At 69.0% G+C, this 25337-nt stretch carries 21 protein-coding genes and 4 pseudogenes; 8 read left to right on the forward strand and 17 right to left on the reverse strand.

Translation table 11 applies throughout. The annotated features are described in order from the left end of the window. Nucleotides 1–46: 46 nt before the first annotated feature. The 3 genes from OHB49_RS03930 to nadC form a co-directional block, all read right to left on the reverse strand. On the reverse strand, nucleotides 47–340 hold the full coding sequence (locus tag OHB49_RS03930; protein WP_329157932.1) for a DUF1330 domain-containing protein: 294 nt from the start codon (nucleotides 338–340) through the stop codon (nucleotides 47–49). 384 nt (nucleotides 341–724) lie between these two features. Further along, entirely contained in the window at nucleotides 725–1582 is an 858-nt protein-coding gene (locus OHB49_RS03935) for a PhzF family phenazine biosynthesis protein (RefSeq protein ID WP_329157934.1), read from the reverse strand. After that, nucleotides 1570–2463, reverse strand: coding sequence for a carboxylating nicotinate-nucleotide diphosphorylase (gene nadC / locus OHB49_RS03940; protein ID WP_168499924.1), 894 nt, complete (start codon nucleotides 2461–2463; stop codon nucleotides 1570–1572). The genes OHB49_RS03935 and nadC overlap by 13 nt, the downstream gene beginning before the upstream one ends. Before the next feature lie 387 nt (nucleotides 2464–2850). Between nadC and OHB49_RS03945 the strand changes: the two genes are divergently transcribed. Continuing rightward, on the forward strand, nucleotides 2851–3276 hold the full coding sequence (locus OHB49_RS03945; RefSeq protein ID WP_329157936.1) for a winged helix-turn-helix transcriptional regulator: 426 nt from the start codon (nucleotides 2851–2853) through the stop codon (nucleotides 3274–3276). 102 nt (nucleotides 3277–3378) lie between these two features. On the opposite strand, the pseudogene OHB49_RS03950 reads toward OHB49_RS03945, so the two are convergent. Further along, nucleotides 3379–3553, reverse strand: a pseudogene (locus tag OHB49_RS03950) (PHP domain-containing protein); the annotation flags it as partial. A gap of 100 nt (nucleotides 3554–3653) precedes the next feature. Between OHB49_RS03950 and OHB49_RS03955 the strand changes: the two are divergent. Beyond that, nucleotides 3654–3923 (forward strand): annotated as a pseudogene (locus OHB49_RS03955) (YciI family protein); the annotation flags it as partial. 4 nt (nucleotides 3924–3927) lie between these two features. On the opposite strand, the gene OHB49_RS03960 reads toward OHB49_RS03955, so the two are convergent. From OHB49_RS03960 to OHB49_RS03975, 4 genes are read right to left on the reverse strand one after another with little or no spacing between them, the layout of a single operon-like run. Beyond that, nucleotides 3928–5214, reverse strand: a complete 1287-nt coding sequence (locus OHB49_RS03960) for an MFS transporter (protein ID WP_329157939.1) — start codon at nucleotides 5212–5214, stop codon at nucleotides 3928–3930. 3 nt (nucleotides 5215–5217) lie between these two features. Continuing rightward, nucleotides 5218–5802 (reverse strand): DUF5825 family protein, encoded by a 585-nt coding sequence (locus OHB49_RS03965; protein WP_329157940.1) that lies wholly within the window; start codon nucleotides 5800–5802, stop codon nucleotides 5218–5220. After that, on the reverse strand, nucleotides 5799–7706 hold the full coding sequence (locus OHB49_RS03970; RefSeq protein ID WP_329157942.1) for a RiPP maturation radical SAM C-methyltransferase: 1908 nt from the start codon (nucleotides 7704–7706) through the stop codon (nucleotides 5799–5801). The genes OHB49_RS03965 and OHB49_RS03970 overlap by 4 nt, the downstream gene beginning before the upstream one ends. Before the next feature lie 59 nt (nucleotides 7707–7765). Next, a complete protein-coding gene (locus OHB49_RS03975) occupies nucleotides 7766–7891 on the reverse strand; it encodes a hypothetical protein (RefSeq protein ID WP_313940762.1) in 126 nt (41 codons plus the stop codon). Nucleotides 7892–8772: 881 nt separating this feature from the next. Here OHB49_RS03975 and OHB49_RS03980 point away from each other — a divergent pair. Continuing rightward, on the forward strand, nucleotides 8773–9312 hold the full coding sequence (locus OHB49_RS03980) for a hypothetical protein (RefSeq protein WP_329157944.1): 540 nt from the start codon (nucleotides 8773–8775) through the stop codon (nucleotides 9310–9312). A 93-nt stretch (nucleotides 9313–9405) separates the two neighbouring features. On the opposite strand, the gene OHB49_RS03985 is transcribed toward OHB49_RS03980, so the two are convergent. The 8 genes from OHB49_RS03985 to OHB49_RS04020 form a co-directional block, all read right to left on the reverse strand. Next, nucleotides 9406–10332, reverse strand: a complete 927-nt coding sequence (locus OHB49_RS03985; RefSeq protein WP_329157945.1) for an ROK family protein — start codon at nucleotides 10330–10332, stop codon at nucleotides 9406–9408. Then, complete coding sequence (locus OHB49_RS03990) at nucleotides 10329–12023, reverse strand: class I mannose-6-phosphate isomerase (protein ID WP_329157946.1); 1695 nt, start codon at nucleotides 12021–12023, stop codon at nucleotides 10329–10331. The genes OHB49_RS03985 and OHB49_RS03990 overlap by 4 nt, the downstream gene beginning before the upstream one ends. Before the next feature lie 55 nt (nucleotides 12024–12078). Continuing rightward, entirely contained in the window at nucleotides 12079–12993 is a 915-nt protein-coding gene (locus OHB49_RS03995; RefSeq protein WP_329157947.1) for a carbohydrate ABC transporter permease, read from the reverse strand. Beyond that, entirely contained in the window at nucleotides 12990–13922 is a 933-nt protein-coding gene (locus OHB49_RS04000; RefSeq protein ID WP_329157948.1) for a carbohydrate ABC transporter permease, read from the reverse strand. Before OHB49_RS04000 ends, OHB49_RS03995 begins: the two co-directional genes overlap by 4 nt. Next, entirely contained in the window at nucleotides 13919–15304 is a 1386-nt protein-coding gene (locus OHB49_RS04005; RefSeq protein ID WP_329157949.1) for an ABC transporter substrate-binding protein, read from the reverse strand. Before OHB49_RS04005 ends, OHB49_RS04000 begins: the two co-directional genes overlap by 4 nt. 93 nt (nucleotides 15305–15397) lie before the next feature. After that, on the reverse strand, nucleotides 15398–16495 hold the full coding sequence (locus OHB49_RS04010) for an enolase C-terminal domain-like protein (protein ID WP_329157950.1): 1098 nt from the start codon (nucleotides 16493–16495) through the stop codon (nucleotides 15398–15400). 49 nt (nucleotides 16496–16544) lie between these two features. After that, nucleotides 16545–19754, reverse strand: a complete 3210-nt coding sequence (locus OHB49_RS04015; protein WP_329157951.1) for a discoidin domain-containing protein — start codon at nucleotides 19752–19754, stop codon at nucleotides 16545–16547. Between the two features lie 263 nt (nucleotides 19755–20017). Further along, a complete protein-coding gene (locus OHB49_RS04020) occupies nucleotides 20018–20719 on the reverse strand; it encodes a FadR/GntR family transcriptional regulator (protein WP_443079485.1) in 702 nt (233 codons plus the stop codon). A 538-nt stretch (nucleotides 20720–21257) separates the two neighbouring features. On the opposite strand from OHB49_RS04020, the gene OHB49_RS04025 reads away from it, so the two are divergent. From OHB49_RS04025 to OHB49_RS04045, 5 genes and pseudogenes are all read left to right on the forward strand, one after another. Continuing rightward, the gene (locus OHB49_RS04025; protein WP_329157954.1) at nucleotides 21258–22091 is read left to right on the forward strand and encodes an amidohydrolase family protein; all 834 of its coding nucleotides are present in this window, start codon (nucleotides 21258–21260) and stop codon (nucleotides 22089–22091) included. Further along, complete coding sequence (locus OHB49_RS04030) at nucleotides 22088–23074, forward strand: aldo/keto reductase (RefSeq protein ID WP_329157956.1); 987 nt, start codon at nucleotides 22088–22090, stop codon at nucleotides 23072–23074. The genes OHB49_RS04025 and OHB49_RS04030 overlap by 4 nt, the downstream gene beginning before the upstream one ends. A gap of 533 nt (nucleotides 23075–23607) precedes the next feature. Continuing rightward, nucleotides 23608–24180, forward strand: a complete 573-nt coding sequence (locus OHB49_RS04035) for a hypothetical protein (protein ID WP_329157959.1) — start codon at nucleotides 23608–23610, stop codon at nucleotides 24178–24180. Between the two features lie 10 nt (nucleotides 24181–24190). Beyond that, nucleotides 24191–24406, forward strand: a pseudogene (locus OHB49_RS04040) (SDR family oxidoreductase); the annotation flags it as partial. Between the two features lie 47 nt (nucleotides 24407–24453). After that, the gene (locus tag OHB49_RS04045) at nucleotides 24454–24669 is read left to right on the forward strand and encodes a hypothetical protein (protein ID WP_443079486.1); all 216 of its coding nucleotides are present in this window, start codon (nucleotides 24454–24456) and stop codon (nucleotides 24667–24669) included. A gap of 298 nt (nucleotides 24670–24967) precedes the next feature. Here the strand turns inward: OHB49_RS04045 and OHB49_RS45770 are convergent. After that, nucleotides 24968–25333, reverse strand: a pseudogene (locus OHB49_RS45770) (hypothetical protein); the annotation flags it as partial. Nucleotides 25334–25337 lie beyond the last annotated feature (4 nt).

Genomic DNA, 25337 nt, shown 5'->3' on the forward strand with positions numbered 1-25337 from the left:
ATCCCCGCAGCCGGCATCGTGTTCCTCCCTGACGCGGCACCGGTCGTCAGTCGAGGCCTTCGATGATGCGGAAGTCGCGCTCGACGCCGTCAGCAAGTATGGCCAGTGCTTCCTGGTAGGCCGCACTCGCGCGTGCGGCGACCGCCTGTTCGAAGCTGTCGAACTCGATCAGGACGGTGCGCTCGGCGATTCCGGCGTCGTGTGCGACGACCCGGCTGCCGCGGGAGAGCAGCCGCCCGCCCGCGGCCTTGACGGCTGGACCGGCCAGCTTGTCGTAGGCAGCAAGCCTCTCAGGGTCTGCGATGGTGCGGTAGACGCTGACCCAGTAGCCCTTGGCCACGGTACCTCCTGTGTTCGGAATTGATGATCGGAAGCATGCTCAGATCCATGGCCGGCGCGCTGTGGGTCAGCGAGCCGACGGAGACGGCGTCGAAGTCGGACGGCTTCGATCAACCGGCCGGGGCTGCGATCGGATTGGTCTCGGGTGAGCGTCGGCGGGCGAGGACGAGCCAGAGCCCGTCGAGTCGATGACTGGCCTCGCGGAAGGGCCGCGGCCCGGACTAGAACGAAGAGGAGCCGACAAGTAGGTACGAGTCGCACCAGTACGACGTGATCGGCCATCAACCCTGAGCCCCTGCCACAGATGCCGCCAGAACTGGCCGGGCTCTCACAGGAGCAGTTGGACCTGCTGCGGACCGGCACCCTCGCCTTGAGCGCGCAGGCCTCATCGCATGACCGTGCGCACGATCGCTGCCTGGCCGCCGACTCGGATCCGGTGTCCCGTGCGGTCGCGGTGGGCGGTCGCTGTGATGGTGGACGGGCTGCCGAGGTGATCACCCATGTCGACAGCGAGGCGGTGTGTGCCGAACCCGGCAGCATGCGCTGCCAGGCAGGCCGTGCTGTTGGCGTTGGCGATGTCCTCGGGGACGCCGATCGACGGGGCGAACATCCGGGCTGCTGCTCGGCCGTGTCGGTCCGGGGGCGAGTAGGCGTAGCAGCCCAGCAGACCGTAGCGGTCACAGGCTGCGCGCAACAGGGTTAAGTCCGGCGTGAGTTCGGCCAGTGCGGCGCGGGATCGGATGGGCAGCAGAAGCCTCGGCCGCCCGTTCGACGCGACGCAGGCGTCGCCGGCTACCGCGTCCTCTGTCAGTCCGAGGCCGCCTACGACTGCCCTCAGTTCGGGTCCACCGGTGCTACGCAGGCTGACCGGGCCCGGGTCGAACGACGCCGTCAGGCCGTCACCGTTTCGGCTTGCCCGACCGTCGAAGCTGCGGTGGGCCGTACGCAGGGCGGCGCGGTAGTCGTGGTCGCCGCCTTCCCGTTCGGCGAGCACGGCGAGGGCGGCGACGGTGCCGTGTCCGCAGGCGGGCAGTTCGCCCTGGGCGGTGAAGAACCGCAGTGTGTACGCGGGCTGACGACGCTCGATTCCGGTCGCGCGGAGGAAGACGGCGTGCGATGTTCCCAACGCCGTGGGAATGCGGCTTCGCTCCTCGTCGGTGAAGGGCGCATCATCCAGAACGGCGGTCGGGCTGCCACCCGCGCCGTCTCGCTGACACGCGACGACGACCGCTACCTCGGACATGGCACCGGGCCGGTGGTCAGCAGCATGGTCAGGTCCAGTGCGGGCGCGCTGTGCGTCAACGCCCCGACCGAGATGAGGTCGACGCCCGTCCCGGCGATGGCGAGAACTGTGTCCAGGCGGATGGTGCCCGAGGCCTCCAGCAGGATCCGGGAAGCGTCGGCCCGCCCGGCCCGGAACTTCACGACCTGCTCGATGTCGGCCACCGGCATGTTGTCGAGCATGATCCAGCGGGCTCCGGCGTCGAGGGCCTCGGCGGCCTGTGTGACGGTCTGCACCTCGACATCGCTTTCCACGGTCTGCCCGGTGCGCGCCATCCCGCGCCTGACCGCCTCGATCGCGGCGGTCACCCCGCCCGCCGCGGCGATGTGGTTCTCCTTGAGCAGGACCATCGCCGCGAGATCGAGGCGGTGGTTGTGGCCGCCGCCGGCGGTGACCGCGTACTTGTCCAGGGCGCGCAGGCCCGGCGCCGTCTTGCGCGTGTCCAGGATGCGCGCCCTGGTCCCTGCCACAGCTTGGACGTAGCGGTCGGTCAGCGTCGCGATGCCGCACATGCGCTGCAGGAAGTTCAGCGCCGTACGCTCGCCGGTGATCAGGCTGCGCGCCGAACCGGATAGGTGCACCAGGACCTGGCCGTCGGCCAGTCGGGCGCCGTCGGCGACGGCCGGCTCGACCTTGACCTCGGGGTCGACCTGCGCGAAGACCTCGGCGACCACGGGGAGGCCGGCGGCGATGCCGCTTTGCCGGGTGCGGATCTCGGCCGTGGCCACCAGTTCCTCGGGAACGCTCCACACGGTGGTGATGTCCTTCCCTGACGCGTCCTCGGCCAGGGCGGCAGCGGCGGCGGCCCGTGCTGCCGCCGAGGGAAACTCGGTCGTGGTCATCTGGTCTCCAGCTCTGAGTGGATGTTGGCTTGGTGGCGGCGACCGCCGACGAGGCAGCACTGAAGTTCCGCTGGGCCGGTTCACAGGACCTGGTGGATCCTGTACTCGATCTCCCGCGTGCCGGTCACCCGTCCCCCCGCCACGAACAAGTTCCGAGTGAGCCGTCCGTGCGACTCGGCGCCGACGTCGAACTCGGGGCACCATGCGCATGTACCGGTCCTCCCGGCCGGTCTCGCCTCCGTCGGCACGGGCTTTCAGGAACGCCTCTCACCCAGGTCGTCGGGGCAGGTGCCACAACAGCCTCCTCCGTTTCGATTTCCGAAGCGGTCACTGATGCTAGCGTGTCGGTATTCGAAGCATCAACCCTGGAGAGCTGGACATCCCGACATGGCAACACCCACGCCTGGCAATCCTGTTCGCGGCTCGACCACCGGCCGCCCCCTCATGGCCGCACTCGATCTGTTCGGGCGGCGGTGGAGTCTGCGCATCCTGTGGGAGCTTCACGCGGGCCCGCTTGGATTCCGCCCCTTGCAGAAGCGGTGCGACGACATGTCCTCCAGCGTGATGCGGCAGCGCCTGACCGAACTGCTGGATGCCCAGGTGATTCACCAACTACCGGACAGCCGCTACGAGCTCACCCCGCTGGGACAGGAGGCGCGCCACGCCCTGAACCCCCTCGCCCGCTGGGCGGGACGCTGGGCGGCCACTATCGACCCGCAAGGGGCGGACCACACCGACGACCAGTCCGCCAGCCGCGTCTCACATCCGGACACCGTGGACGACGGGACGCCGGAGAGGGACTCCGCGGACTGACGCCCCGCCTCGGATCGGAGGCGGGGCGGGACCGCCGGGTCACGAGGTTGCCGTGGCTCGGCCGAGCGCCGGGGACAGGCGCGAAACCTCCGCCAATCCTCGTGGAAGCAACCGCCAGGTCAACGCCGAAGATCGGGCGTACTCCATGCGCTGCGCACGACTTCGCGAACCGAACGGCCCCGGTGACGTTGTCGCGATCCGTCAGAGCGAGCCACTCCATGCCCCGCTCGGCGGCTCTCCGCACCAAGGCCTCGGGATGGGATGCGCCGTAGCGCATTTTTCGCCCTCGCGGTGGGCGAGGTCGCGCCGGAGGTCAGGTGCCGTCTCGAGGTCCCGGTTCGCGGGAGCGACGCCTCGGAGCACCTGGACCTGGACCTATGTGGGAGTTTCCCGGCGGCCGGGAGGGTGGCAACCAGTACCTGGTGATGGACCTCGGTACGGGGCCGGGCGCCAACCTGGCCGTGCCGCGCGACCGGGACGAACTGATTGCGCTCGGGCCGCTGTTGTCCAACGACGGCGGCACCTGGCTCGGGACGGCGGCCCTGCTCCGGGCGCCGGACCCGGAGACGGCTCGCGGCGTCCTCATCTCGGACGCGTATGCCCATATCGAGGTCCACAACTGGCAGTTAGACGGGAGGCCGTCGTGAGTAACTAGCGGCGGCTCTCCGCCTCCGCGTCCAGAGCCCGCTCCGGCACCGTGACGCCCGCCCCCGTGGGCGCCCAAAGGGTCGCCGCGGAGAGCAGGGTCACGGCCGCCGCGCCCATGAGCATGGGTACGTTGCCGAGCCAGGCGGCCAGCGCGCCCCCCGCAAGGGCTCCGACCGGCACCGTCGTGAGCAGCACCGCCTGCACGAGTCCCGCGACGCGGCCCTGCATGCCGTCAGGGGTGACCAGTTGCTGCGTGGTCGTCATGAAGATCATCCATACGGTGCCGGAGAGGCCGTAGCAGACCTGGTACGCGAACAGCACGGGGAAGGCGAGGCCCAGCGACGCGGCCGGGATCAGGAACACGGCAGCGCCTGCCGCGAGTCCGAAGATCTGCGTGGCCCGCCACAGCCCCGAGGTCCTGGCGAAGCTTCCGGCGAGCAGGGCGCCCGCCAGGGTGGCCGCGCTGTAGGCCGCGTACGTCGTTCCCAACTGCCAGGCGGGCAGGGCAAGATCGCGGGTCGCGTAGAAGACGTAGAGGGCGGCCGCCGCACCGCTGCCGAGGTTGAGTCCAGCGCCCGCCAGGACCATGCGGCGCAGCCGGCGCTCGGCGCGCACCACCGCGAGTCCCGTACGCAGCGAGCCGGCCAGGGACTTCGCGCGGGCGGGCACCCGCGAGCCTGTCACCGCGTCCAGCGCGGCGGGCAGCGCGAACAGAAAGAGCGCCTCGATCGCGTAGGCCGCACTGCCCGCGAGGAGCGCCGCGTCGGCTCCGAGGAGCCCGACCATGACACCGCCGAGCGCGGGCCCGCCGACCTGTCCGCTCGTACGGGCCGCGGTCAGGGCCGAGTTGGCGGCGAGGAGCCGCTCCGGTCCGACGACGCGCGGCAGCGCTGCCTGGAGCGCGACGGAGAGCGTGAAGGTCAGGGTGCCCGAGACGCCTGCGACCACGTACAGGTGCGCCAGGGTGACATGCCCCACCGCGCCGGCCAACGGGATCGAGCCGACGACCAGGGTCTGCAGGGTGGTCACCCACACGAGGAGGCGGCGCAGCCTGATCCGGTCGACGATCGCTCCGGCCAGCGGGCTCAGCACGGCGCCGGGCAGATAGGTCAGCGCCAGCAGCGCGGCCGCCCCGAACGGCCCCGCGCCGAGGTCGGTCACGGCCAGCAGGGTCAGTGCGAGAGCGGTGATCTGCCGCCCGACGGAGCTGGCGACCTGCTCGCCGCACAGCAGCACGAAGGGACGGTGGCGACGCAGGGGGACCGTCCCGTCGGCCCGTGACGCGCCCAACCCTCAGATCCCCGTGCAGGGAACGGGCCAGCGGTGCAGCCGCGGCGGTAGGGCCACCGCCCAACCGTCGGCGACGAGAGCGAGCCGCTCGGCTGCGAGCAGGTCGACGGCCTCCCGCTGCACGGCGTCGAGTTCACCGAGCGCCGTGGGCTCCTGGACCGTGGCGAAGGTGGCGAGCAGATCCGGGTGGTCGAGGGTGAACCTCGCCGAGGCGGGCCGCTCTCTGCGGTCCATGACGGTGATGAAGTCCGGGCCGCGGCGGTGGTAGAGCATGCCGGCGGGGAAGGCGGCGTACGAGGTGCGCCAGGCCCTCAACTCACCTGGTTCGTCGACCCGTTCGACGGGTGGTGGGAGGTGGTGCAGCATCCGTACGTACGGGGCGTCATGCGTGTCAAGCGGGTCGTCGCCTCGCGCGCGGTCTTCGTAGGCGATCTCCCAGTGCGTACGGAACCGTTGGCTCTGGCACTCGCGCAGGAACTGGACCGCCACCGCCGTCTCGCGCCCCGCCCCGCCCAGGCAAAGCGGCACGTCCACGTGGACCTGTCGGCCGATCACGCGGTGGGGGACGGTCGCGGGAAGCCTCGTCATCCGGCCACCTCCTGACGGCCCGTGGATTGCGGAGCCGGGTCGGGGTCGATGCGGTCCGGTACGTCCCACGTGGGCAGGGACACGTACGTCCGCCCGTCGCGGAACACCAGCCCCGTCGCCTGAGCCTGCTGGATCCACCCGCACAGCTCCTCGGCGGGGATGTCGTGTCCGTCGCCGGTCAGCAGCCGGTGCAGCGCGGGCTCCGTCCGCCCGTCCTCGAGGCGGCGCAGCGCTTGCGCCTGCCAGCCGGTCAGCCGGTGGGTGCGGCGGGGCCAGCCGTGGCGCCGGTCGTGTACGAGCAGTACGTCCACGCCGTCCTCCGGCTCCGCTTCCTCCATCACCAGGCTCGATCCGTGATGTCCGTCGCGCCATGCCGCGACGGCCCGCTTGAGCCGGCTCTCGGTCTCTCCGCCGATGCCCGCGTCATCCGTCGCGAACAGGTAGACGAGGTCGCTGAGTTCGGACTCGGGCAGCTCGTAGACATGGTGGTACATCTCGGCTGGGCGCCGCTTGCCGAAGCCGAACCCCGGGTCCGTGAAGTTCGGGCTGAACCGCTCCAGTTGGATGCGGTGGGCGCCGCCCGGGGGCTGCAGGTGGACGAGCGCGGGCAGCTGGTCGACGACCGGGGCGTAGTCCTCGACGGTCTCGCCCGGGAAGCCGTACAGGTAGTTCCAGGTGACGGTCAGCGCGTGGTTCTCGCACTCACGGAGTGTGCGGACGTTGCGGGCGCCGCTGACGCCCTTGTCCATGAGGTCGAGGACCCGATTGCTCAGGCTTTCGATGCCGGGCTGGATGAGCACGGCTCCGGCCCGCCCGAGGAGGGCGATCTGTTCACGGTTGAGGTTGGACTTGACCTCGTAGTGCATCCGCAGATCCCAGCCGCTCTCGGCGGCGAGGGGCAGGAAGTCCTTGAAGTACGCCATGTCGATGATGTTGTCGACGGTGACGACGTCGAGGATGCGGTGCCGTCGTACGAGGTGGTCGATCTCGCTCCACAGCTGCTCGCCCGACTTGGCGCGGAACGCCATGGAGGAGCCGTTGAGCCCGCAGAAGGTGCAGTGGTGCTTCTCGCCCCACCAGCAGCCGCGTGCCCCCTCGACCACCAGCTTCGGGTAGACGTATTCGAGGACGGGGGATGCGTCGAGGGCTGCCTGCCACTGGTCGTAGTCGGGCGCGGGGATGTCGGAGGGCGCCACGGTGCGCCGGGACTCGGTGTTCGCCTGCGAGACCCGGCCGTCCGTCTGCCCTTCCCACCAGCACAGGCCCGGTACGTCGGCGGGTGGCGTGCCGGCGTCCAGGTGGCGCAGGAGCGCCGGGAAGGCGTACTCGCCCTCGCCGCGCACCACGTGGTCGACGAAGGGATGGTTGCGGTGCAGGGCGTGCCCCATCGGGCCGTCGCAGTTGCTGCCGCCGAAGACGACGGTGAGCCCTGGACGGCGGCGCTTGAGCTCCCTGGCCAGCGCGAGCGAGGGCACGTTCTGCATGAACGTGCTGGTGAACCCGACGACGTCCGGTTCCTGGGCGAGCACTTCCGTCGCGCACTCGGCGATGAACTCGGCCGCGTGGACCCGCATGTCGGAGGCGGTGTCGATGCAGAGGCCGCGACGTGCGGCGTACTCCTTCAGCCGGGCGACGCCCCAGCTCTCGTCCTCGTACAGCACACCCGAGAAGACCCAGTCACCGAGACCGTCGAAGATCGAATCGCTGCCGATCGCCTCGTAGTCACCGGGGCGCAGCCGCCCGCCGGACCGCTCGAGGAGGAACTCCGCCCAGCGCAGCGAGCCGTGGAACTCACGCACATCGTCGTCCGGGCGGACCTGCCGCAACAGCTGGTGCAGCAAGCCCACTTGGAGAGAGGGCAGATCGATCGGGTGCCACGGCATGGTCACCAGCTGTACGCGCACACCACTCTCCCCCGTCACCGTCCGCTCGACATCCCGCTCACGCTCACGTTCCCGCCCGGTCAGCGGGTCGGCGGGCGCTTCTCCATGACGGCGGGCTTGCGGTTCGTGCGCTCCTCTTCGCGGATCACTACCTTTTTGATCTCCACGACTCTCCCCTGGTCGACGACATCGAACTCACTTGCCACACAAAGCAGTTCACCTTATGGGGCATCACATGCGCCCCACAAGAACCCCGACGGCGGAGCGGCCCGCCCGTCAGAGGCCGTGCAGCACGGGATCACCGAGAGCGACTTTGGGGTATTCGGGGTCGCCCTGCTCATGGCCCTCGATCGTGAGGGTGGTCACCTCCTGATGCGGGGGCGCTGACCCGCATGGCACGCGTTCAGGGTCCGCGCCCTGCCTACTGGGCTCTTGCGTCACCGCTGAACGTTGTCCCTGTGCCCCGCTCCGTGCTGCGTCGCTACAGCCACGCGCGCCTCGCAGTCCGGAACAGCGAACGGGAGCAGAGCAAACCTCATCGACCATCGCTTAACCGGGCCCATCCCCGAACGCAGAGACCCCCGCCGGAACGAGCCGACAGGGGTCCACATCAGTCACAGCGGTCACATACGTGTCACCAACAGGGGCGACGCAGCCGCACCACAAGGACCTGACCAGGCCGAACGCTACCGACCTGGACCACGCGGACGCCGGAAGACGGTTCTGACTACCTGTGCCAGGTGGGACCGTCAGCTCGGAGCGGGCGGCTACGGCCAATCCAACAGAGCCGCAGCCCCAAGGTCTGCATCAGTCAAGATCCGGACCATTCCCGGGCCAGCGGTCCCGGCAAGGTCCCCACGGCTGCCATATTCGCGGGTCAGCGAGCTGCTTGCGCTGTACCACCAGCAGACGAAGAACCTGCTGGTGGGCTACTCGCCGAAGAAGCTGGGCTTCTTCCAGGCGCGGGAAATGGGCTCCTGGCCAGAGCAGATGCCCGGCAGGCGCCCTTCCCGGCGCACATCTGACCAGCAGTTCCGGGGCATTTCCGGGCCAAGGTCCCGCCAAGACTGCGTGTACGTTGATCGACATGACCGCGTCGGGACGGGGCTACCGCTATGTCGGGCCTCACCATGTGATCGCTGCCGTCAAGGCAGTGGACGGTGGTGCCACGATCCGCACAGCCGCCGACTTCGCGGACTGGGTGGCAGCCCGGTCCGCCGAGGAACTGGACGAGTCCTTCACCTTCGTCGTCGGCACGGACGGTGCTCTGCGGCTGGCTCCACGCCGCAGCGAACACGTCGCCTGCGCGAGCGGCGATCGGGTGCTGGCCGCCGGCGAAGTCAGCTTCTACCGCGACGCCGGACACTGGGCGGTGAACGAGGTCAGCAACCAGTCGACCGGCTACTGCCCGGACGTTGCCTCATGGCCGGCTGTCGCACAGGCACTGGATCAAGCCGACCTCGACCACCCGGACTGCTTCACACACGCAGTGGTCTTCCGTCGATGTCCCACCTGCCAGGAGCACAACATCGTACGAGAGGGCCACTTCGTCTGCGTGTTCTGCGACGCAGACCTACCCCGGCGATGGAACGTCGACCCGAACGCGGACGACCCAGACGGGCCCTGATCTCGTCCACCACAGGACATCTGCCACCAGCTCGGGAACCCTGGTCGTTGGGGTTCACTCACCCCGCCACCCCAACAGGCCACCACGCGTGGATCAGCGAATTCCGCTCGCGCCCACACCATCAGGCGACACCGCCGCGCGGGCCGCGCCCATCAGTGCGGCGTCCCCCGCGGGGCCGGCAGGTTTCATCTCACGAGAACGCCGTGCGCCGGCCGCCGAGGCACGCGGGTCGTCCGGCGTCCAGCCCCCGGTCACGAGACCGGTGGACAGAGCGGGGGCGACGAGGTTCCAGGAGCGGGCTATGGAGCCTCCGACGACCAGGGCGGTCGCGCCGAAGTCCACCAGGCGCGGGCCCAGCACGACACCCAGTCCGGTGAAGACATCGTCCAGCACCCGCTGGGCCCGCTCCTCCCCCGCTCTGGCTCGTCCGGCGATGTCGTGTACATCGGCGGTGGGGTCGCCGTAGCAGGCGAGGATGGCCCGGCGTGAGACGGTGTCCTCCAGCGGCCGGCCATCGATCTCGGTGAGGTCCATCCGCCCCTCGAGTGGTACGCCGGGACCGTTGTCGCAGATGCGGCCGTCGGCGAGAAACGCCGAGCCGACACCGGTGCCGAGCGTGATGCCCGCGGCGCGGCGGTGCCCGCGGACGGTACCTGCGGACCACTCGCCGGCCAGGAAGGCGTGGGCGTCGTTGAGGAACACGACGTCGCCGGGACGCTGTCGCAGTCCGTCGAGGAGTGCTGCTCGCACGTCCATTCCGTACAGGGCGTCGAACTTGCCCACGCCCTGGAAGAGGGCAACCCCCCGTGCGTAGTCGAACGGTCCGGGCACCGCCACGCCCCACCGCGCACCGGGAGGCACCGGCAGCCCGTCGGCGCAGTGTCGTACGGTGCCGAGGATGTCGTCGGCAGCGCCGTCCGCGTCGAGCGGCTCGCGCGTACGGCTGGTGACCCGCCCCTCGCGCAGGTCGACGAGCGCCGCGGTGACATGGGTGCCGCCGATCTCCAGGACCGGAATCAACGGACCAACGCCTTCACGACACGCACCGGGCCGCCACCGGCCGCTCGCAGGGTGTAGCGGCCGACCGCGGCCGGCACGGTGAGCGTCTCCGCGTAGGCGAGTTCGTGCCGGTCTCCGGCCGCCGTGGTCACTGTGACGCCTTCCCCTTCCACCACGTTCAGGATGTGGAACCGTCCCTGCGTGTCGTCGGCCGCCTCGGCCTCGGCGTCGAGCACGAACCTCCTGACCTCATAGAACATCTCGGCCAGCTCACCGATGACCTCCTCCCGCCAACCGGTGCCCTCGCGCAGGGTGCGCGGCTCTTGAACCAGGTCGCGGGCGACGGCCGCACCGCGTCGTCCGGTCTCCAGGTTGGCGAACCCGTGCTCGTAGGGCAGGGGGCGCGGGTTGCCGTCGGCACCGGGCCGCAGCCAGTCGTAGAACCTCAGGCTGTACAGATAGGGGGTGGCGCTGATCTCCAGCACGAGGTTGCCGGCACCGCTGGCGTGCGGGGTGCCCGCCGGGATCATGAACAGCTGGCCCTGCTCGGCGGGGAAGGCCAGGACGTGATCCTCGGGGTCCATGGGCACTCCGTCGGTGACGGCCCGCTCCACCTCCTTGCGGAAGACGTCGACGTCGGCATCCTCGCGCAGGCCGAGGAACACCTTGGTGTCGGTGCCGCCGAGGGTCAGGTAGTACGTCTCGTGCTGGGTGTAGTCCCAGCCGAAACGTTCCCGCATGTACGACTCCTTCGGGTGGCAATGCACGGAGAGGCTGCCGCCGCCGACGGTGTCCAGGTAGTCGAAGCGGATCGGGAAGGACGTGCCGAAGCGGGCGTGCACCTCTGCCCCCAACACGTTTTCCGGTTCCAGCACGCACATGAGGGGGAACGGCACTTCGGCCTGGGCCTGCGGTCCGGTGCCGATGAGGATGCCCGCCTCGGGCGCGATCAGTTCGTAGCCGAGCGCGGTGTTGTCGGCGTCGGGGTTGAAGCCGAGCTCGCGCTGTGCGCAATGGCCGCCCCAGGGGGTGGAGTTGAAGTACGGGCGGGTGCGGACGGGCTGGCGGGCCAGGGCGGCGTACGTGGCGCGCAGGCCTGCTCCGTCGATCCACGCCGGGTGGTCGGGGTCCTGCATGTCGAGCCAGGCGTCGAGGCGGCGTGCGAGCGAGTCGCGGTGCTGGTCGATCATCGGCCAGTCGATGTAGAACAGCCGTCTGAAGTCGGGCTTCTCGCCCGGCAGACCGAGGTTGGCGCCCGGCTCACCCGCGCCTACGGCGGCCTCCGCGTATCGCTTGGGCACATCGGCGTACCAGAGCAGGTCGTGATCCACGAGGGCGGCGCCGGGCCCGTGGACGAGGAGCAGTCCTGCCTGCGGGGGTGCGGGTACCGGGAGGGTCTCGAAGAGGTCGTCGAGGGGATTGTCGGCGAGCTTGCGGAAGTAGGGGTCGTCGGCGTCTGCCGGGTGTTCGGTACGGCTCCTGACGTGCGCCGGCCGTGCGTAGTGGCTCCGTATGTCGAGCAGGGTGACGGGGGTACCGCGCCCGGTCAGCTCGTGTGCGAGGCGATCGCCGAGGAGGGACCAGTCGACGGACGGGGGACCGTCGATGGCCACCACCGCGGGGCCGTCCGGGAGTTGGGAGGCCACTGCCTGCCATCCCGTGTGGAGGACGGCCTGCGGGGCGGGGGCGTAGCGCGGATCGAGCCGGTACACACGGTCTCCTTTGCGGACAGGGGGTGGGTGAAGAGGGAAGGCGGCGCGGCGGCGTTCATTCCTTGCTCGCTCCGGCGAGCATCCCGGACACCAGAGTGCGCTGGGAGAAGACGAAGAGCACCAGCACGGGCAGGATGGCGATGATGATGGCCAGGGCGAGTTCGGGGATGGTGACATTCAGTCCGGCGCCGGCGACGGGGTTGAAGGACGGCGTCGAGGTCAGCAGTTGGTTCAGGCCCACCTGGACGGGGAACTGCTCGCTGTTCGGCAGGACGAGATACGGCAGGAAGAAGTTGTTCCAGTTGCCGACGAAGCTGAAGAACGCGACCAGTCCGACCACGGGCTTGGCGAGCGGGAGCGCGATGCGGGAGAAGAGCTGCCACTCCGTGCAGCCGTCGATCCGCGCGGCGGACAGCAGGTCCCTGGGGAGGCTGCTCCCGAAGTAGATGTACACCAGGTACACGCCGAACGGATAGAAGGAGAACGGGAGTATCACGGACCAGATGGTGCCGATGAGGTGGAAGCGGTTGAGTTCCAGGAAGACCGGCAGCACCAGGGTGGTCTGCGGCATGATCATGGTGACCAGGGTGATCACGAGGAGCGTCTTGCGTCCCCGGAACCTCGTCAGCGCCAGCGCGTAGCCGGCCGGCACGCTGACGGCCAGGGTCAGGATGAGCGAACCGCCCGAGTAGACGGCCGAGTTACGCAGCCATGTCGTCATGGCGCCACCCTGGAAGGCGAACAGGTGCCGCCAGGCCGTGCCGATCTGATGGAACGAGCCGAAGGAGAGCGGATTATCCCGCACCACTTCGCCGGCGGTCTTCGACGGCGCCAGCAGCAGCCAGATCACCGGCAGTACGAAGAACACCAGCAGCAAGGCCAGGAGGAGTCCTACGACCAGGAAGGGGAGGGTCCTGGAAGGACGGATACGCCGCCTCACGGCCGTCAGGAAGACAGCGGTCTGTGTCATTTCTCATCCAACTTGAACAGGTTCGAGCGAGCGACCAGCAGCCCGGCGGCGAGGAGGCCCACAGCAAGGAGGACGACGGAGATGGCGGCGGCGCCGTTGAAGTCGCCCTGCTGAAAGGCGTAGACGTAGGCGAGCTGGTTCGGCGACCAGGTGGGACTCACCCGGCCGAGGCTGGCGGTCTGGAGCAGCTGGGGCTCGACGAACAACTGGGTGCCCGTCGCAAAAGCCATGATCGTCATGTAGACGATCCACTGCCGGATCATCGGGATCTGGATGTGCCAGGCGGTGCGCCATGGGCCCGCGCCGTCCATGCGGGCTGCTTCCAGCACCTCGTCGGGGATGTTGTTCAAAGCCCCGTACATCACGACCATCCAGCCTCCGGCGCCGGTCCAGAAGGCGATCAACATGAGGATCAGCGGCAGGTTGCCGGGCGCCAGGACGGCGGCGAACGACTTCAACCCCATGCTGGTGAGCAACCACGACACCGGGCTGAGGGCGGGGTCCAGCATGAACAGCCAGACCAGCACGCTCGCCACTCCGGCGAGGGCGCCAGGGATGTAGTAGAGGAAGCGGAAGAGCGCCGATGTGCCCGGACGCACGCGGCTGCGCAGCACCACAGCGGTCAGCACGACCAGGACGACGAGGGTCACCAGCCACATGACCAGGTAGATCAGCATGTGGGTGAAGGCCGGGGCGAAGCGGTAGTCCTGGATGACCTTCACGAACTGGTTGAGTCCGGTGAACTGGCCCCGGTCATTGGTGAACGCGAGGTAGAACGCGTACCCGGTGGGGAAGACGCCGAACGCGAGCAGCAGCAGCGCGTAGCCGGCGACGAAGAGGTATCCCGCGCGACCGAGGCCCCCACGCCGCGGCGTGGTGCCGCGGCGCAAGGGGGAGACGGCGACGCGCTCGGTCTCCAGCAAGGTCACTGATCGACCACCTTGTAGCCCTGGGTCTTGGCCTCGTCGGCGATCTCCTGCTGCCAGGCCGGCAGCGTGTCGGTCAGGCTCTTTCCGGAGGTCAGAGCCGGGAGGACGACGCTGGACCAGGCGGTGGAGTCCGAGAACTTGGTGTTCGACCAGCCGGTCCACACCTCGTTCGCGGCCTGCTCGAACGGCTCGCTCACATCGTTGGCGAAGTAGTTCCTGTTGGCCGGGTTGGCCAGCCAGGCCTTCGCGGCCTGGGTGTAGGCCGGATAGGTGGGCGCGGTGGCCTGGTTCTCGTCGGAGGTGGTCAGCCAGGTGACCAGGTCCGTGGACGCCTTGAGGTTGGCGCTGTGCGAGGACACCATCCACACGCCGCCGCCGACGTTGCCCGTGGCAGTCGTGCTCTCGCCCTTCCAGGTCAGCGGGGGCGCCGCGGCGATCTGCTTGGCCGGGGTCTTGAAGCCGGCCTTGAAGAGGTACTGGCCGTACCAGGAAGGTCCGTAGGCCATCAGGACCTTGCTGCCACTGTTCTTGGCGAATCCCTGGCTGAAGAAGCCCTGCGTGGCGATGGCCTTGGCGCTGATCAGGTTGTCCAGCAGCTTCGCCATCCGGGTGCACTTCGGGTCCTGCAGGTCGGTGCGCAGGGTGTCGGGCTTCACCAGGCTGAACGCGGGGCACTGGCCCGACCAGAAGTACGACTCGTGGGAGTTGGTGTCGCCGACCGAGCCGACCAGATAGCCCGGATGGTCCTTGGCGACCTGCTTGCCGAGGGCTTCGTACTCCTGCCAGGTGGCGGGAACCTTGTATCCCCACTTGTCCATGAGGGGCTTGTTGTACCAGAGGAGGACCTGCGCGATGTCGTTGCGCATGCAGTAGGTGTGACCGTTGAACTCACAGGGCGTCAGCGAACCCTTGGCGAACCCGTCCAGGGTGCTCTGCGGTACGAGCTTCTCGTCCAGGGGTGCGGCGAACGGCTGCGCGCCGGGCTTGGTGGCCTTCGACGCCCAGGTCACGTCGGTCGGCGTGCCGAACACCACGTCCGGCCACCCGCTGCCGGTCCGGTCGAACAGCTGCACCTTCGACTGCAGATACGCCGATCCGTCGGCTCCGCCGTCGTACGTGACGATCTTCATCTTCACGTCGGGGTGCGACTTCTGGTACGCCTGCACCGACGGCAGTCGGGTCGAGTCGGCCCACACCGTTATCTGCGAGCCCTCCTTCTGCGCGGCCGGCTTGAACGCCGACTGCCCGGAGGAGGAATGGGTGTCGGTGTCGGCGCTGGCACAGCCTGCCAGGGCGGCCGCGGTGGCCAGGGACAGCGTGACGGCCGCCGTGCGGAGCAGGGAGTGACGCCGGCCGGTTCTCGGAGCTATGGAAGACCCCATTGTCTTGCCTTTCTGTTCTTGCGTGGGAAAGGTGGTGCGCGAGTGGGGGCGCCGGTTGCGGTGATCGTCCAAGGGGGATGGTCGCCCGTCCGGTCAGCGCGGCTGTTCGACGAACGGCAGGAGCTCGTTGCCGTAGCCGAAATCGAGAGGAAGGGCTATGCCGGGCCCGGTGGGGGCGTGCACCAGGCCCTGGTCGTCCACGTGGCGCTCACGGACAACGTTCACCGAGGTCACCAGGGACTCGTAGTAGGTGGTGTTGGAGATGGCCATGCACAGGTGGTGGTTGGGAAGGTCCGAACCGTGCACCTCGGCCCGCAGCCGGTAGGCGTCGGCGAGATGCGCGGTGCGCATGGCGCCGGTGATACCGCCCCGGAGAGTGGTGCCGGCCCGGACACCGAAGGTGGCGGCACCGGCCCGGATGAAGTCCGCCGCGTTCATGTGCGCACCGTCGGAGGTCTCAGCCACCAGAAGCGGTACGTCCACGGTCTCGGCGAGCTTCTGATAGGCCGAGATGCTGAATTCGCGGATCGGCTCCTCGTACCAGAGATAGTCGGCCTCGGAGAGTGCCCGCCCCAGGCGGATCGCGTCGGGCAGGTCGAAGCCCGCTGATCCGTCGTACATGAGAGGGACGTCCGGACCGACGTGGTCGCGCAGGGCCAGGCACAGTTCCGCGTCACGGCGGGCGTCGCCCCAGGCGTGCAGTTTGATACCGCGATATCCCAGGGCCAGGCACTGGTCCGCCACGTCGAGGAACTCCGCGATGCTGGAGAACGTCGAGGTGGAGGCGTAGGCGGGGATGGCTTCCCGGAAGCCGCCGAGCAGGCGCCAGACCGGCTGGCCGTGGTAGCGGCCGGCCAGGTCCCACAAGGCGATGTCGATGAGGCCCAGGGTGGGGAGCGGGAGTTCGTGGATACGGTCCAGCTCCCACACCCGGTGCCACAGCCATTCCCGCTGGAACGGGTCGGCTCCGACCAGTTCCGCACGAAAGACCAGGTCCACCAAGTCCCGAAGGGTGGCGTAGGCGCCCGGACGGGCGAACACCGCCACTCCCTCGGCTCCCTCGTCCGTCCCGATGTGCAGGACTGCGCCGTCGCCCGCCGGAGCGCTGCCGCTCAGCCCGTCGCGCCAGCGGAAGGGCGGACTGGCTGCCGGAACATCGATCCGGTGTACTTCGACATGGGTGATTTTCATCCTGGCTTTCGTTTTCTGTGGGAAAGGTGTCGGCTCGGAGGCGGAGTGCTCAGAAGCCGCCGTACGCCTGGACCTCGTAGACGCTGCCGCCGTTCCCGCTGGAACCGGTGACGGTCAGGCGCAGGTAGCGTGCGGTGACGGGTTTGTCGGCGAAGGAGTAGACGGCCGACGACGAGGTGGCGGCGGAGGTGTGGTCCTCGAACATCGACCAGGTCGTGCCGTCGGTGGAGTACTCCAGGCGGTACTTGTAGCCGCCGGACTTCTCGGAGGTGGTCACCACGCTGGAGACGCCGGTGTCCTTGCCGAGGTCGACCTGGATCCAGGACGGGTCGGGCAGGCCCGAGCCCTGTGCCCAGCGGGTGGCGAGATCCCCGTCCACCGCCTTCTCGGGCGCGTAGTCGTTGGAGTACGACGACGAGGCGGTGACCTGCTTGTTCAGGGCCAGGTCGTGGTCGGCCGGCGTGGTGACGACAGCCGCCTTGCTGGGGTCGGAGGCGTTCAGCGCCTCGTCGCGTGCCACGACGGTGAACGAGTACTCCGTGTCGGCGGTCAGGCCGGATACCCGCAGTGTCGTGGCGTCGGTGACACCGATCCGCTTGCCGTCCTGGTAGACGACGTAGCTGGTCACGCCGGTGTCATCGGTGGCCGCGGGCCAGCTGACATCCACGAGGCCGGGCAGCAGCGGCTTGACCGTGGGCTGTCCGGGTGCCGTGGGGGCCGTGTGGTCCGTGACGGTCCTGGGAGTGCCGTAGACCTGGAAGTCGTAGATGCTGCCGCCGTTCCCGCTGGATCCGGTGACGGTCAGCCGCACGAAACGGCCGGCGACCGGAGCGTCGGTGTGGGCGTAGTCGGTCGCCGCCGTGGTGGTCGCGGCGGTGTGGTCCGCGAGCGTCTTCCAGTGGACCTCGTCGGGTGACACCTCGATGCGGTACTTGTAGCCGCTGGCCTTCTCGAAGGTCGTGATCGCGCCGTACACGTCGTACGACGCGCCGAGGTCGACCTGGATCCAGGACGGGTCGGGCAGGCCGAGGCCCTGCGCCCAGCGCGTGGACAGGTCACCGTCCACCGCCTTTTCCGGGGTGTTGTCCTGCGAGTACGACGAGGCGGTGAGGGACTTCTTGAGGGCGAGGTCCGTGCCGGAGGGCATGGTGACCTTCAGCGCCTGGCTGGGCTCGGACTCGTTGCCGGCGGCGTCACGGGCGGTGATCCGGAAGGTGTACGTCTTCCCTGCGGTCAGGCCCGAAAGGCGCACCGAGGTCTTGCCGGTGGCGCTGATCAGCTTGCCGTCGCGGTAGACGGAGTAGCCCGTGACCGCGGTGTCGTCAGTGGACGCGGCCCAGGTGAGGTCTGCCACCGTCGGGAAATCGGCGACGGCGGTCGGAGTGCCGGGCCTGCTGGGCGCCTGGTGGTCGGGGACGTCGGGCCCCGGGTCGAGGTGGCGGTAACTCGGTTGCAGGCCCGCCTTGTTGACCACGGAAGCCGGCAGTTGGTCGCAGGAACCCACGGTGGTGTTGCCGCTGATGGTGCTGCCCGTGCTGTTGGCCTGAGCGGAGTAGGCGGGCTGGGTGGTGAAGTTGCCTGTGGCGGCGATGTCCATGCCGTGGTTGAGGAACAGCCACTGGTAGGCGACGTCGCACAGGGCGTTGCCGGTGTTCGTCCAGTACCGGCTGCCTTCGTCGTGGTAGATCGCGCCGTAGGCGGGCGACGGTATGCCGTGGATGTAGTTGCCGGACACCACGCCGCCGGGGTTGGTGCTGAGTGTGTAGATGGCACCGCCGTCGGCCTGCGACTTCATGATGTCGTAGATCTCGTTGTCCGTGACCTTGGTGTCGCGGCTGGTCGTGGGGGTGTCCCAGACCGGTACGCCCAGATTCCCCGGGTAGTTGCTGTTGCCGCCCTGGTCGGTGAGGCCCCAGCCCCAGCCGACGGAGATGCCGGTGTAGGGCAGGTCGTAGACCTTGTTGTGGGTGATGGTGGTGTGGTCGGTGTAGCCGGCCAGGATGCCGACGGAGCCGTTGTACTGGTCGGCGACCTTGGTGACCACGTTGTTGTCGACCCTGGTGTCCTTGGTGATGTCCCGGGAGTCGTCGGGGTGGGCGTCGATCACCGCGACCCCGCCGATCTGGATGCCGGTGGCGGCGATCTGACGGAAGACGTTGCCCGTGATGTCGGTGCCCTGGGTACCGGTGTTCAGGTTGAGCCCGACCGCGCCGAGATGGGTGAAGGTGTTGCCCTCGAAGCCGATGCCGTGGCCGTAGCCGACATTGACGGCGCCGGGCGTCTTCTGCCACTTCAGGCGGGTCGCGTCGAAGTCGGGGTCGTTGCCGACCATCCGGAAGCCGGCCTGGCCCTCGATGAGGCCCTCGGAGGAGCTGGGCGCGAGCCAGGTGGAGTAGGAGAAGGTGATGCCTCGGAAGGAAACGTTGCTGACCGGGGCGGTCCTGGTGCCGTTGAGGTCCACCAGGTCCTGCACGAGCGGCACGGTGACGGTCGCGGTGGACAGGTTCTGGTCGGCTTTGGGCATGTAGTAGATCTCGCCCTCGCCCTTGTCCAGGTACCACTCACCGGGCGTGTCCAGCAGTTCGCGGGCGTTCTCCAGCCAGGTCGGGTTCTGGATCTCCTGGCCCTGCTGGAGGTTGGCGTTGTGCCAGCAGGGCTGCTGAATGGTCATCTTGTTGTCGGCGATCGACTGCACGGGGCAGCGCATCAGCTTCCAGCCCCAGGAGCTGACGACCTCCAGGTCCGAGGGACGCTTGTAGGTGTTGAGGCTGGAGTCCGTGAAGGCGTAGCCGGTGGACGTCTTGCTGAAGCCGGAGGGGTTCTTGGCGCTGCGCGCCCGGGTCTCCAGTTCGCCGTCCACAAAGAGCTGGCGGGTGTCGATGTCACCCACCTTGGCCTTGTAGACCTTCCCTGCCGAGTCGGCCGGGGTCCAGCCGGTGACCTGCTTGCCCCCGCTGATTACCGGGTGTGCGCCGGGGGCGGCCTCGTAGACGATCCGGTGTCCGTCGCGGCCGGAGTCCCGGGCGGTCAGGGCGAACGTACGGCTGAGTTGGTAGGTGCCGGACATGAGCCGGACATGGATGTCGCCCTTGGCGTTCTGCTTGACGTCGCGTACGTAGTCCCGCGCATGGTCGAGAGTCCTGAAGGGGTGTGCGGCGGTACCCGAGCCCACGTCCCGGCCGGTCGGAGAGACATAGACATCGAGGTCCGGCGACCGGGGAGCCGCTTGGGCCGGCACGGCAGTCAGCAGGGCTGCCACCGCGGCCACTGAGAAGGCGGCCGTGAAACTTCTTCGCAGCGGCGCGAAGACGCGCCGGCGCGCAGACGGATGAGACACACGTATCCAATCGCCTGAGGGAGGTGATACCTGGGAGTCCCGGTCGTCCGACGGGGCGCCCAGGGCGTCGGGCGGCTCGATCGCTGTGCCGCGGCACATGCGGGGTCGGCCGGATGACGAGCCGCCGTCTCCGCGGACGGCGGCGGAGCCCCGGAGCTGCCGCTCCTCGAAGGCTCCGGGGGCGCCTAAGGGATTGCGTCGGCGCCGGGATTGAACAGCCGGTCGCGAATCTTCTTCTCGAACTGGCTCTGCGTAGTGGCGATGTGTTCCACCATCAGCCGCTCGGCGAGATCCGCCGCCCCCTCGGCAACCGCCTCGGCCACGGCCAGATGCTGCCGTGCGGCGACTTCCAGCGACCCGGGCACGTCACCGTGGAAGAGCAGCACGTCGGACTGGGACGCCAAGCGCCTCACACCGGCGACACTCGACCGCAGGAACACGTTGTGCGAGGCGGCGCCCACCGAATCGTGGAAGGCCGCGTCAGCCTTGGCGAAGGTGTCCACGTCGTTCTCCGTGGCCGCTGCCAGGGTGCTCTCCGCGCTCTCCCGGATGGCCCGGACCTCGATCGGGGTGGCGAGGGAGGCGGCGCGGCGCGCTGTCTCCGACTCGATCACCTTGCGGTAGTCCAGGAGCATGTGGACGTCTTCCATACTGGTCGGCCGGAAGTGCGAGAGTTCGTCGTCCAGCAGCCCGCCGACCGAGGCGGCGACGAAGATACCGGCGCCTCGCCGCACATGGAGCCGGCCGATGGCGGCCAGGACCTTCACGGCCTCCCGGGTGACGTTGCGGGATGCTCCCAGGATCTGGGCCAGGCCCTGTTCGGTGGGGAGGCGGTCGCCGGGCCGCAGGTTCTCCTGGGCGATGTAGTTCAGCAGTTGTTCCGCCACCAGTTCATACCCCGGACGGTAGGGATGTGACGTCGACGTCGCGTCATCTCCCCTGCCAGCAGCCTGCGTTGAGTCGCCCAAGGCGAGCCCCCTCTTGCACCACGGATTAATCTGATTCATTGACGGTGGCCAATATGGCACTGCCGCTGCGTGTTGGGAAGAGATCAGACAGATCTTCAGACAGAAGACCTGCGAAGCTCTCATCAAACCCGAAGAAACTTCGCATACCTCTCAGGATGTTGCGCAGAATGGATCCCCATCCTTAAGGTCCTGCCTGCCAGATGAAGCAGATCCTTCCCTATGCGGTACGCGAAGTCAGGCGGCCCCTGCACGCGGCGGCCAGTGGGACAAGGGCACCTCCGCCCCGGCACGAAGGAGACACCCACCTTGACTGAGAGCTCACGTACGCCGGAGCCGTCCGCGGGCCGTACCTCACGCGCTCCAGCCGCTGCGAGAAGGGCGCTCCGCGCCGCGCTCCTCGCAGCGGGTGCGTGCGCCTTCCCCTCGCCAGTCCTTCTCGACGCTCAAGGACCGAACCGTGCGTATCGATGCTCATCACCACCTGTGGGATCTGTCAGTTCGCGATCAGCCGTGGACCAGCGACGTGCCTGCGCTGCGCCGGACCTTCACCGCCGCTGAACTGAGGCCGGCGCTCGAACGGAACGCGATCGACGCCACCGTTGTCGTACAGACCATCGCCGTGCCGGAGGAGACGCCGGAACTGCTGGCCCTGACGTGTACGGACCCGCAGGTGCGGGCAGTCGTGGGCTGGACCGACCTGACGGAACCCGGCATCGCCGACCGCCTCGCGGAACTGCGGGAGCAACCCGGAGGATCCGCGCTCGTCGGTATCCGGCACGGCATCCAGGACGAGACCGACCCGCAGTGGCCGGCACGGCCCGAGGTCCGCCGCGGCATCACGTCGGTCGCGGCAGCGGGCCTCGTCTACGACCTCCTCGTCCGCCCCGACCAATTGCCCTGCGCGGTGCGGGCCGTGCGCGAGTTGCCCAACGTCCGGTTCGTGCTGGATCACGCCGGCAATCCTGTCGTGAGTCCGGACGGCCTCGTCTCCTGGACCGCGCTGCTGACCGAGCTGGCCGAGTGCCCGAACGTGACGGTGAAGCTGTCCGGCCTGGTCACCCGGACCGGCGGGGCCCCGGCTGAGGCTCTGCGCTCCTACGCGGACGTACTGTTGGCGACGATGGGACCGGACCGCCTCATGTACGGTTCGGACTGGCCGGTCTGCCTGCTCGCCGCCGAGTACGACGAGGTGGTGGCCGTCGCCGAATCACTCACCGAGGATCTCAGCGCCGCCGAACGGGAAGCGGTCTTCGGGACAACGGCCGCGCGCTGGTACGGAATCCCCTCATGAAGGCCCGCCCGCTCGGTCGTACGAGTGTTCGTGTCAGCACGCTGGGATTCGGTGCCGCCCCTATCGGCAATCTCTACAGCCCGATCGACGACTGCCAGGCACAGGCCACCCTCGAGGCCGCCTGGGACATGGGAGTGCGCTACTACGACACCGCCCCGCACTACGGCCTCGGACTGTCCGAACGGCGGCTCGGCGATGCCCTCGCTCACCGTCCGCGGTCGGAGTTCACCATCTCCACCAAGGTCGGCCGACTGCTGGAACCCCACCCGGCACCCACCGGATCCGACCTGACGGCAGGGGGCTTCGCCGTACCCGACACGCTGGTCCGCCGCCCCGACTACTCACGGGACGGTGTACTGCGAAGTCTGGAAGGCAGCCTGAATCGCCTGCGGCTGGACCATGTGGACATCGTCTACGTCCATGATCCCGACGATCACCTGGACGCTGCCCTCGACCATGCCCTGCCCACCCTGACGGCTCTGCGCGACCAAGGGGTCATCGGTGCCGTCGGTGTCGGCATGAACGCGGTCGCCCCGCTGCTGCGCATCGTCGCGGAGGCGGACGTCGACGCCGTGATGGTGGCCGGGCGGTGGACCCTTCTCGACCGCACCGCTCGCCCCTTGCTGGACGCGTGCGCCGAACGTGGGGTCGCGGTGGTGGCCGCCGCCCCGTTCAACTCCGGTCTGCTCAGCCGTCCTCACCCCGCGAGTGACGCCACCTTCGACTACGGCCCCGCCTCGGAATCGGCACTGCGCCGTGCTCGGCTCCTTGCCGGTGTGTCCGGTCGACACGGCACCGCACTCCCCCACGCGGCCCTGCGGTTTCCGCTGCGCAACCCTTGCGTGACCTGCGTGGTCGCAGGATTCCGTACCCCCGAGGAGGTCGTGTCCGCTGCCCGCTGGGCCGCCACCGATCTGACCGAGGAAGCATGGCTGGACCTCGACACGGCAGCCGCACAAGCGGCAGAAGACCTGCCCTCGTAACTGCGGCTGACACACCTTGACCCGCACACATGTGACGCTACGCATGGAAGCATCCCCTCTCTCCGTCGTCGGCGGTCGCCCGTTACGGCGAGGTTCCCGACGTGCGTTCCCGACGTGGCCGAGACAGGAGAAACGTATGAGCAGTCCTCCGGTCGCCGGTGCGCCGTTCCCCCGCTGACCTGCGCTCGCGCAGCGGCCCGCCGTTCTCTTCCGGGTGGCGTGACGCCACAGCGTCAGCCCGGTTACCTGGCCATGGTTCCGGTCGCACCGGCCGGGCCCGGGGGTCTGGGAGAGAGGAGCCGTCGCATGGTGGGTACGGCATGGGTGCTGGCGGACGTAGTGCGCGCGCTGCGGGGCGGGGCGTGACCACGCTGGATATTTCATGGCCGGGGACGATGCCGGGCGGAGCGGACCGTTCCGTCCGGGTTTGCGTAAACATGACCTCGTTGGCATGCGCGATGCGCGTGGGAGATGATCAACGTGCTCCTGCCCGCCGCCGGAGAACTGCCCGCTCCCGCCGAAAGGGGAGTGACATGTCCGCTCTCACCTTCGATCTCGTACGGCGGATGCCGCTGCGTCCCTCCGAGCAGCGCACCACGTTCGTCGTCCTCACCGGTACGGCGGGGCCGTCCGGGGAGGTCACCATCACCGTCGGCACGGTTCCCCGGAGGGCAGTACTGGTCGCTGCCGGTCTGCCTGAGGGCTCCATCACACATCCGGACGCCACGAAACAGGGACTGATCGCGGTCGACGAGCTGACCGAGCTGACCGTCGGCGGGGTCACCGCCATCCTCCGCCGGAACCGGCGATCGATCGGCAAGAAGGGTCGCGGCATCGGCATCAGGCTCGGGGAGCGGGACTACACCTACCTCAGCGTCGCCCCCTGTGAGGAGGAGTTGCGTGACAGCGAACGCGGTGCACTGGTACGGCAGAGCAGCCCGTTGGGGTCGCCGAAGGCCGGCTTCGCCGTTCAGGCCGTCGCAGACGCAACCGACCTGGCGCTGGCCCTCCTCCTGCAGGGGGCGGACCGAACCTGCCTGACCATCACGCAGGCGGCCGTGTCGGGCGTGCTGTCGTTCCTCCAGAGCGGGAAGGGCGATGTCTGACACCGACGTGATGCAGGGGGTCAGCCCGGGCGCCTCCGCCGCTCCCATGTCGCTGCGGCCCGGCGAGACCGAGGCCGACCGTGCCGAGCGGGTGAAGACGGAGAACCCGCTAGGCCGGGTCGCGCAGGCCGAAGAAGTGGCAGCCGCGGTGCTCTACCTCGCCTCGCCCGCGGCCGGCGCGGTGGTCGGCACCGACCTGGTCGTCGACAGTGGATCATCGGCCTGACGGTTCGTAGGCTGGGGCGACACACTTCCCCAGCGAGAAGCTCCGCTATGACGGGCTGGTACGCGGGCGACATCCCCGACCCGAACGGCCGCACTGCGGTAGTCACCATTGCCAACAACGGCATCCGCTTTGCGTCGCACGCGAATTGGCCCGTCGTGGCGCACGACGGGTCCTCATCTGCCGCAGCGAGGGAGGCCGCCGAGGCCCGGCTGGAGGTTGGTGGTGTGGGTGACCCTGGCGGTGGCCGGCTCGTCGGCACGTAGGGTGCGGTAGCCGGTGCCGCTGCGCTTGGTGGCGGGGTGCGGCGCGTCCTGGGCGGGGCTTGACGGCGGTACGGATCAGGTCGGCCTGGACGTCAGCGAGCTTGGCGGCCAGTTTCCGAGGGGAAAAGTCCGGCCCGACGGTGCGTCGGACGGCGGCGAGAGCGTGTTTGAAGCTGATATGCGTCACGGGCAGGCCCGCGCGGCTGGCGGTGTCGGCGGTCAGATGGCGCAGGACCTGGTAGACGCAGAGCATGGCCCACAGTTCGTGCTCAACCAGGACGGGGCTGTTCGTGCGCAGGGTCGCAGTGCGCCCGCCGCGCTGCTCGATCTTGATGTTCTTGTAGATCGTTTCGCTGGTCCAGCGGGCGGCGTACAGCTCGGCAAGCTCGCCGGCCGGGGCCTGCATGGGGTCGAGCAACGTAGTGATCAGCCAGAACACCTCCGAGGTCTCCTCGACCGCGCCGTCCGGGCCGAGGGTGGTCGTGGTGATCGTGTACTCGATGACCCGTACCGCATCCGCTCGCTCGTGCCCCTGCCGCGCAGCTCGCTCAGGTAGGTGCCGTCGGGGAGGACCTTGCCGGCGGGAGGCGGAAGGATTCCGAGGCGCGCCACGGCCGGAAAACGGGCGCCGGGGGCGAGCACGTGCGTGCTCGCCCCCGGCCAGGTCG

The sequence above is a fragment of the Streptomyces sp. NBC_01717 genome, from assembly GCF_036248255.1.
Taxonomy (GTDB): domain Bacteria; phylum Actinomycetota; class Actinomycetes; order Streptomycetales; family Streptomycetaceae; genus Streptomyces.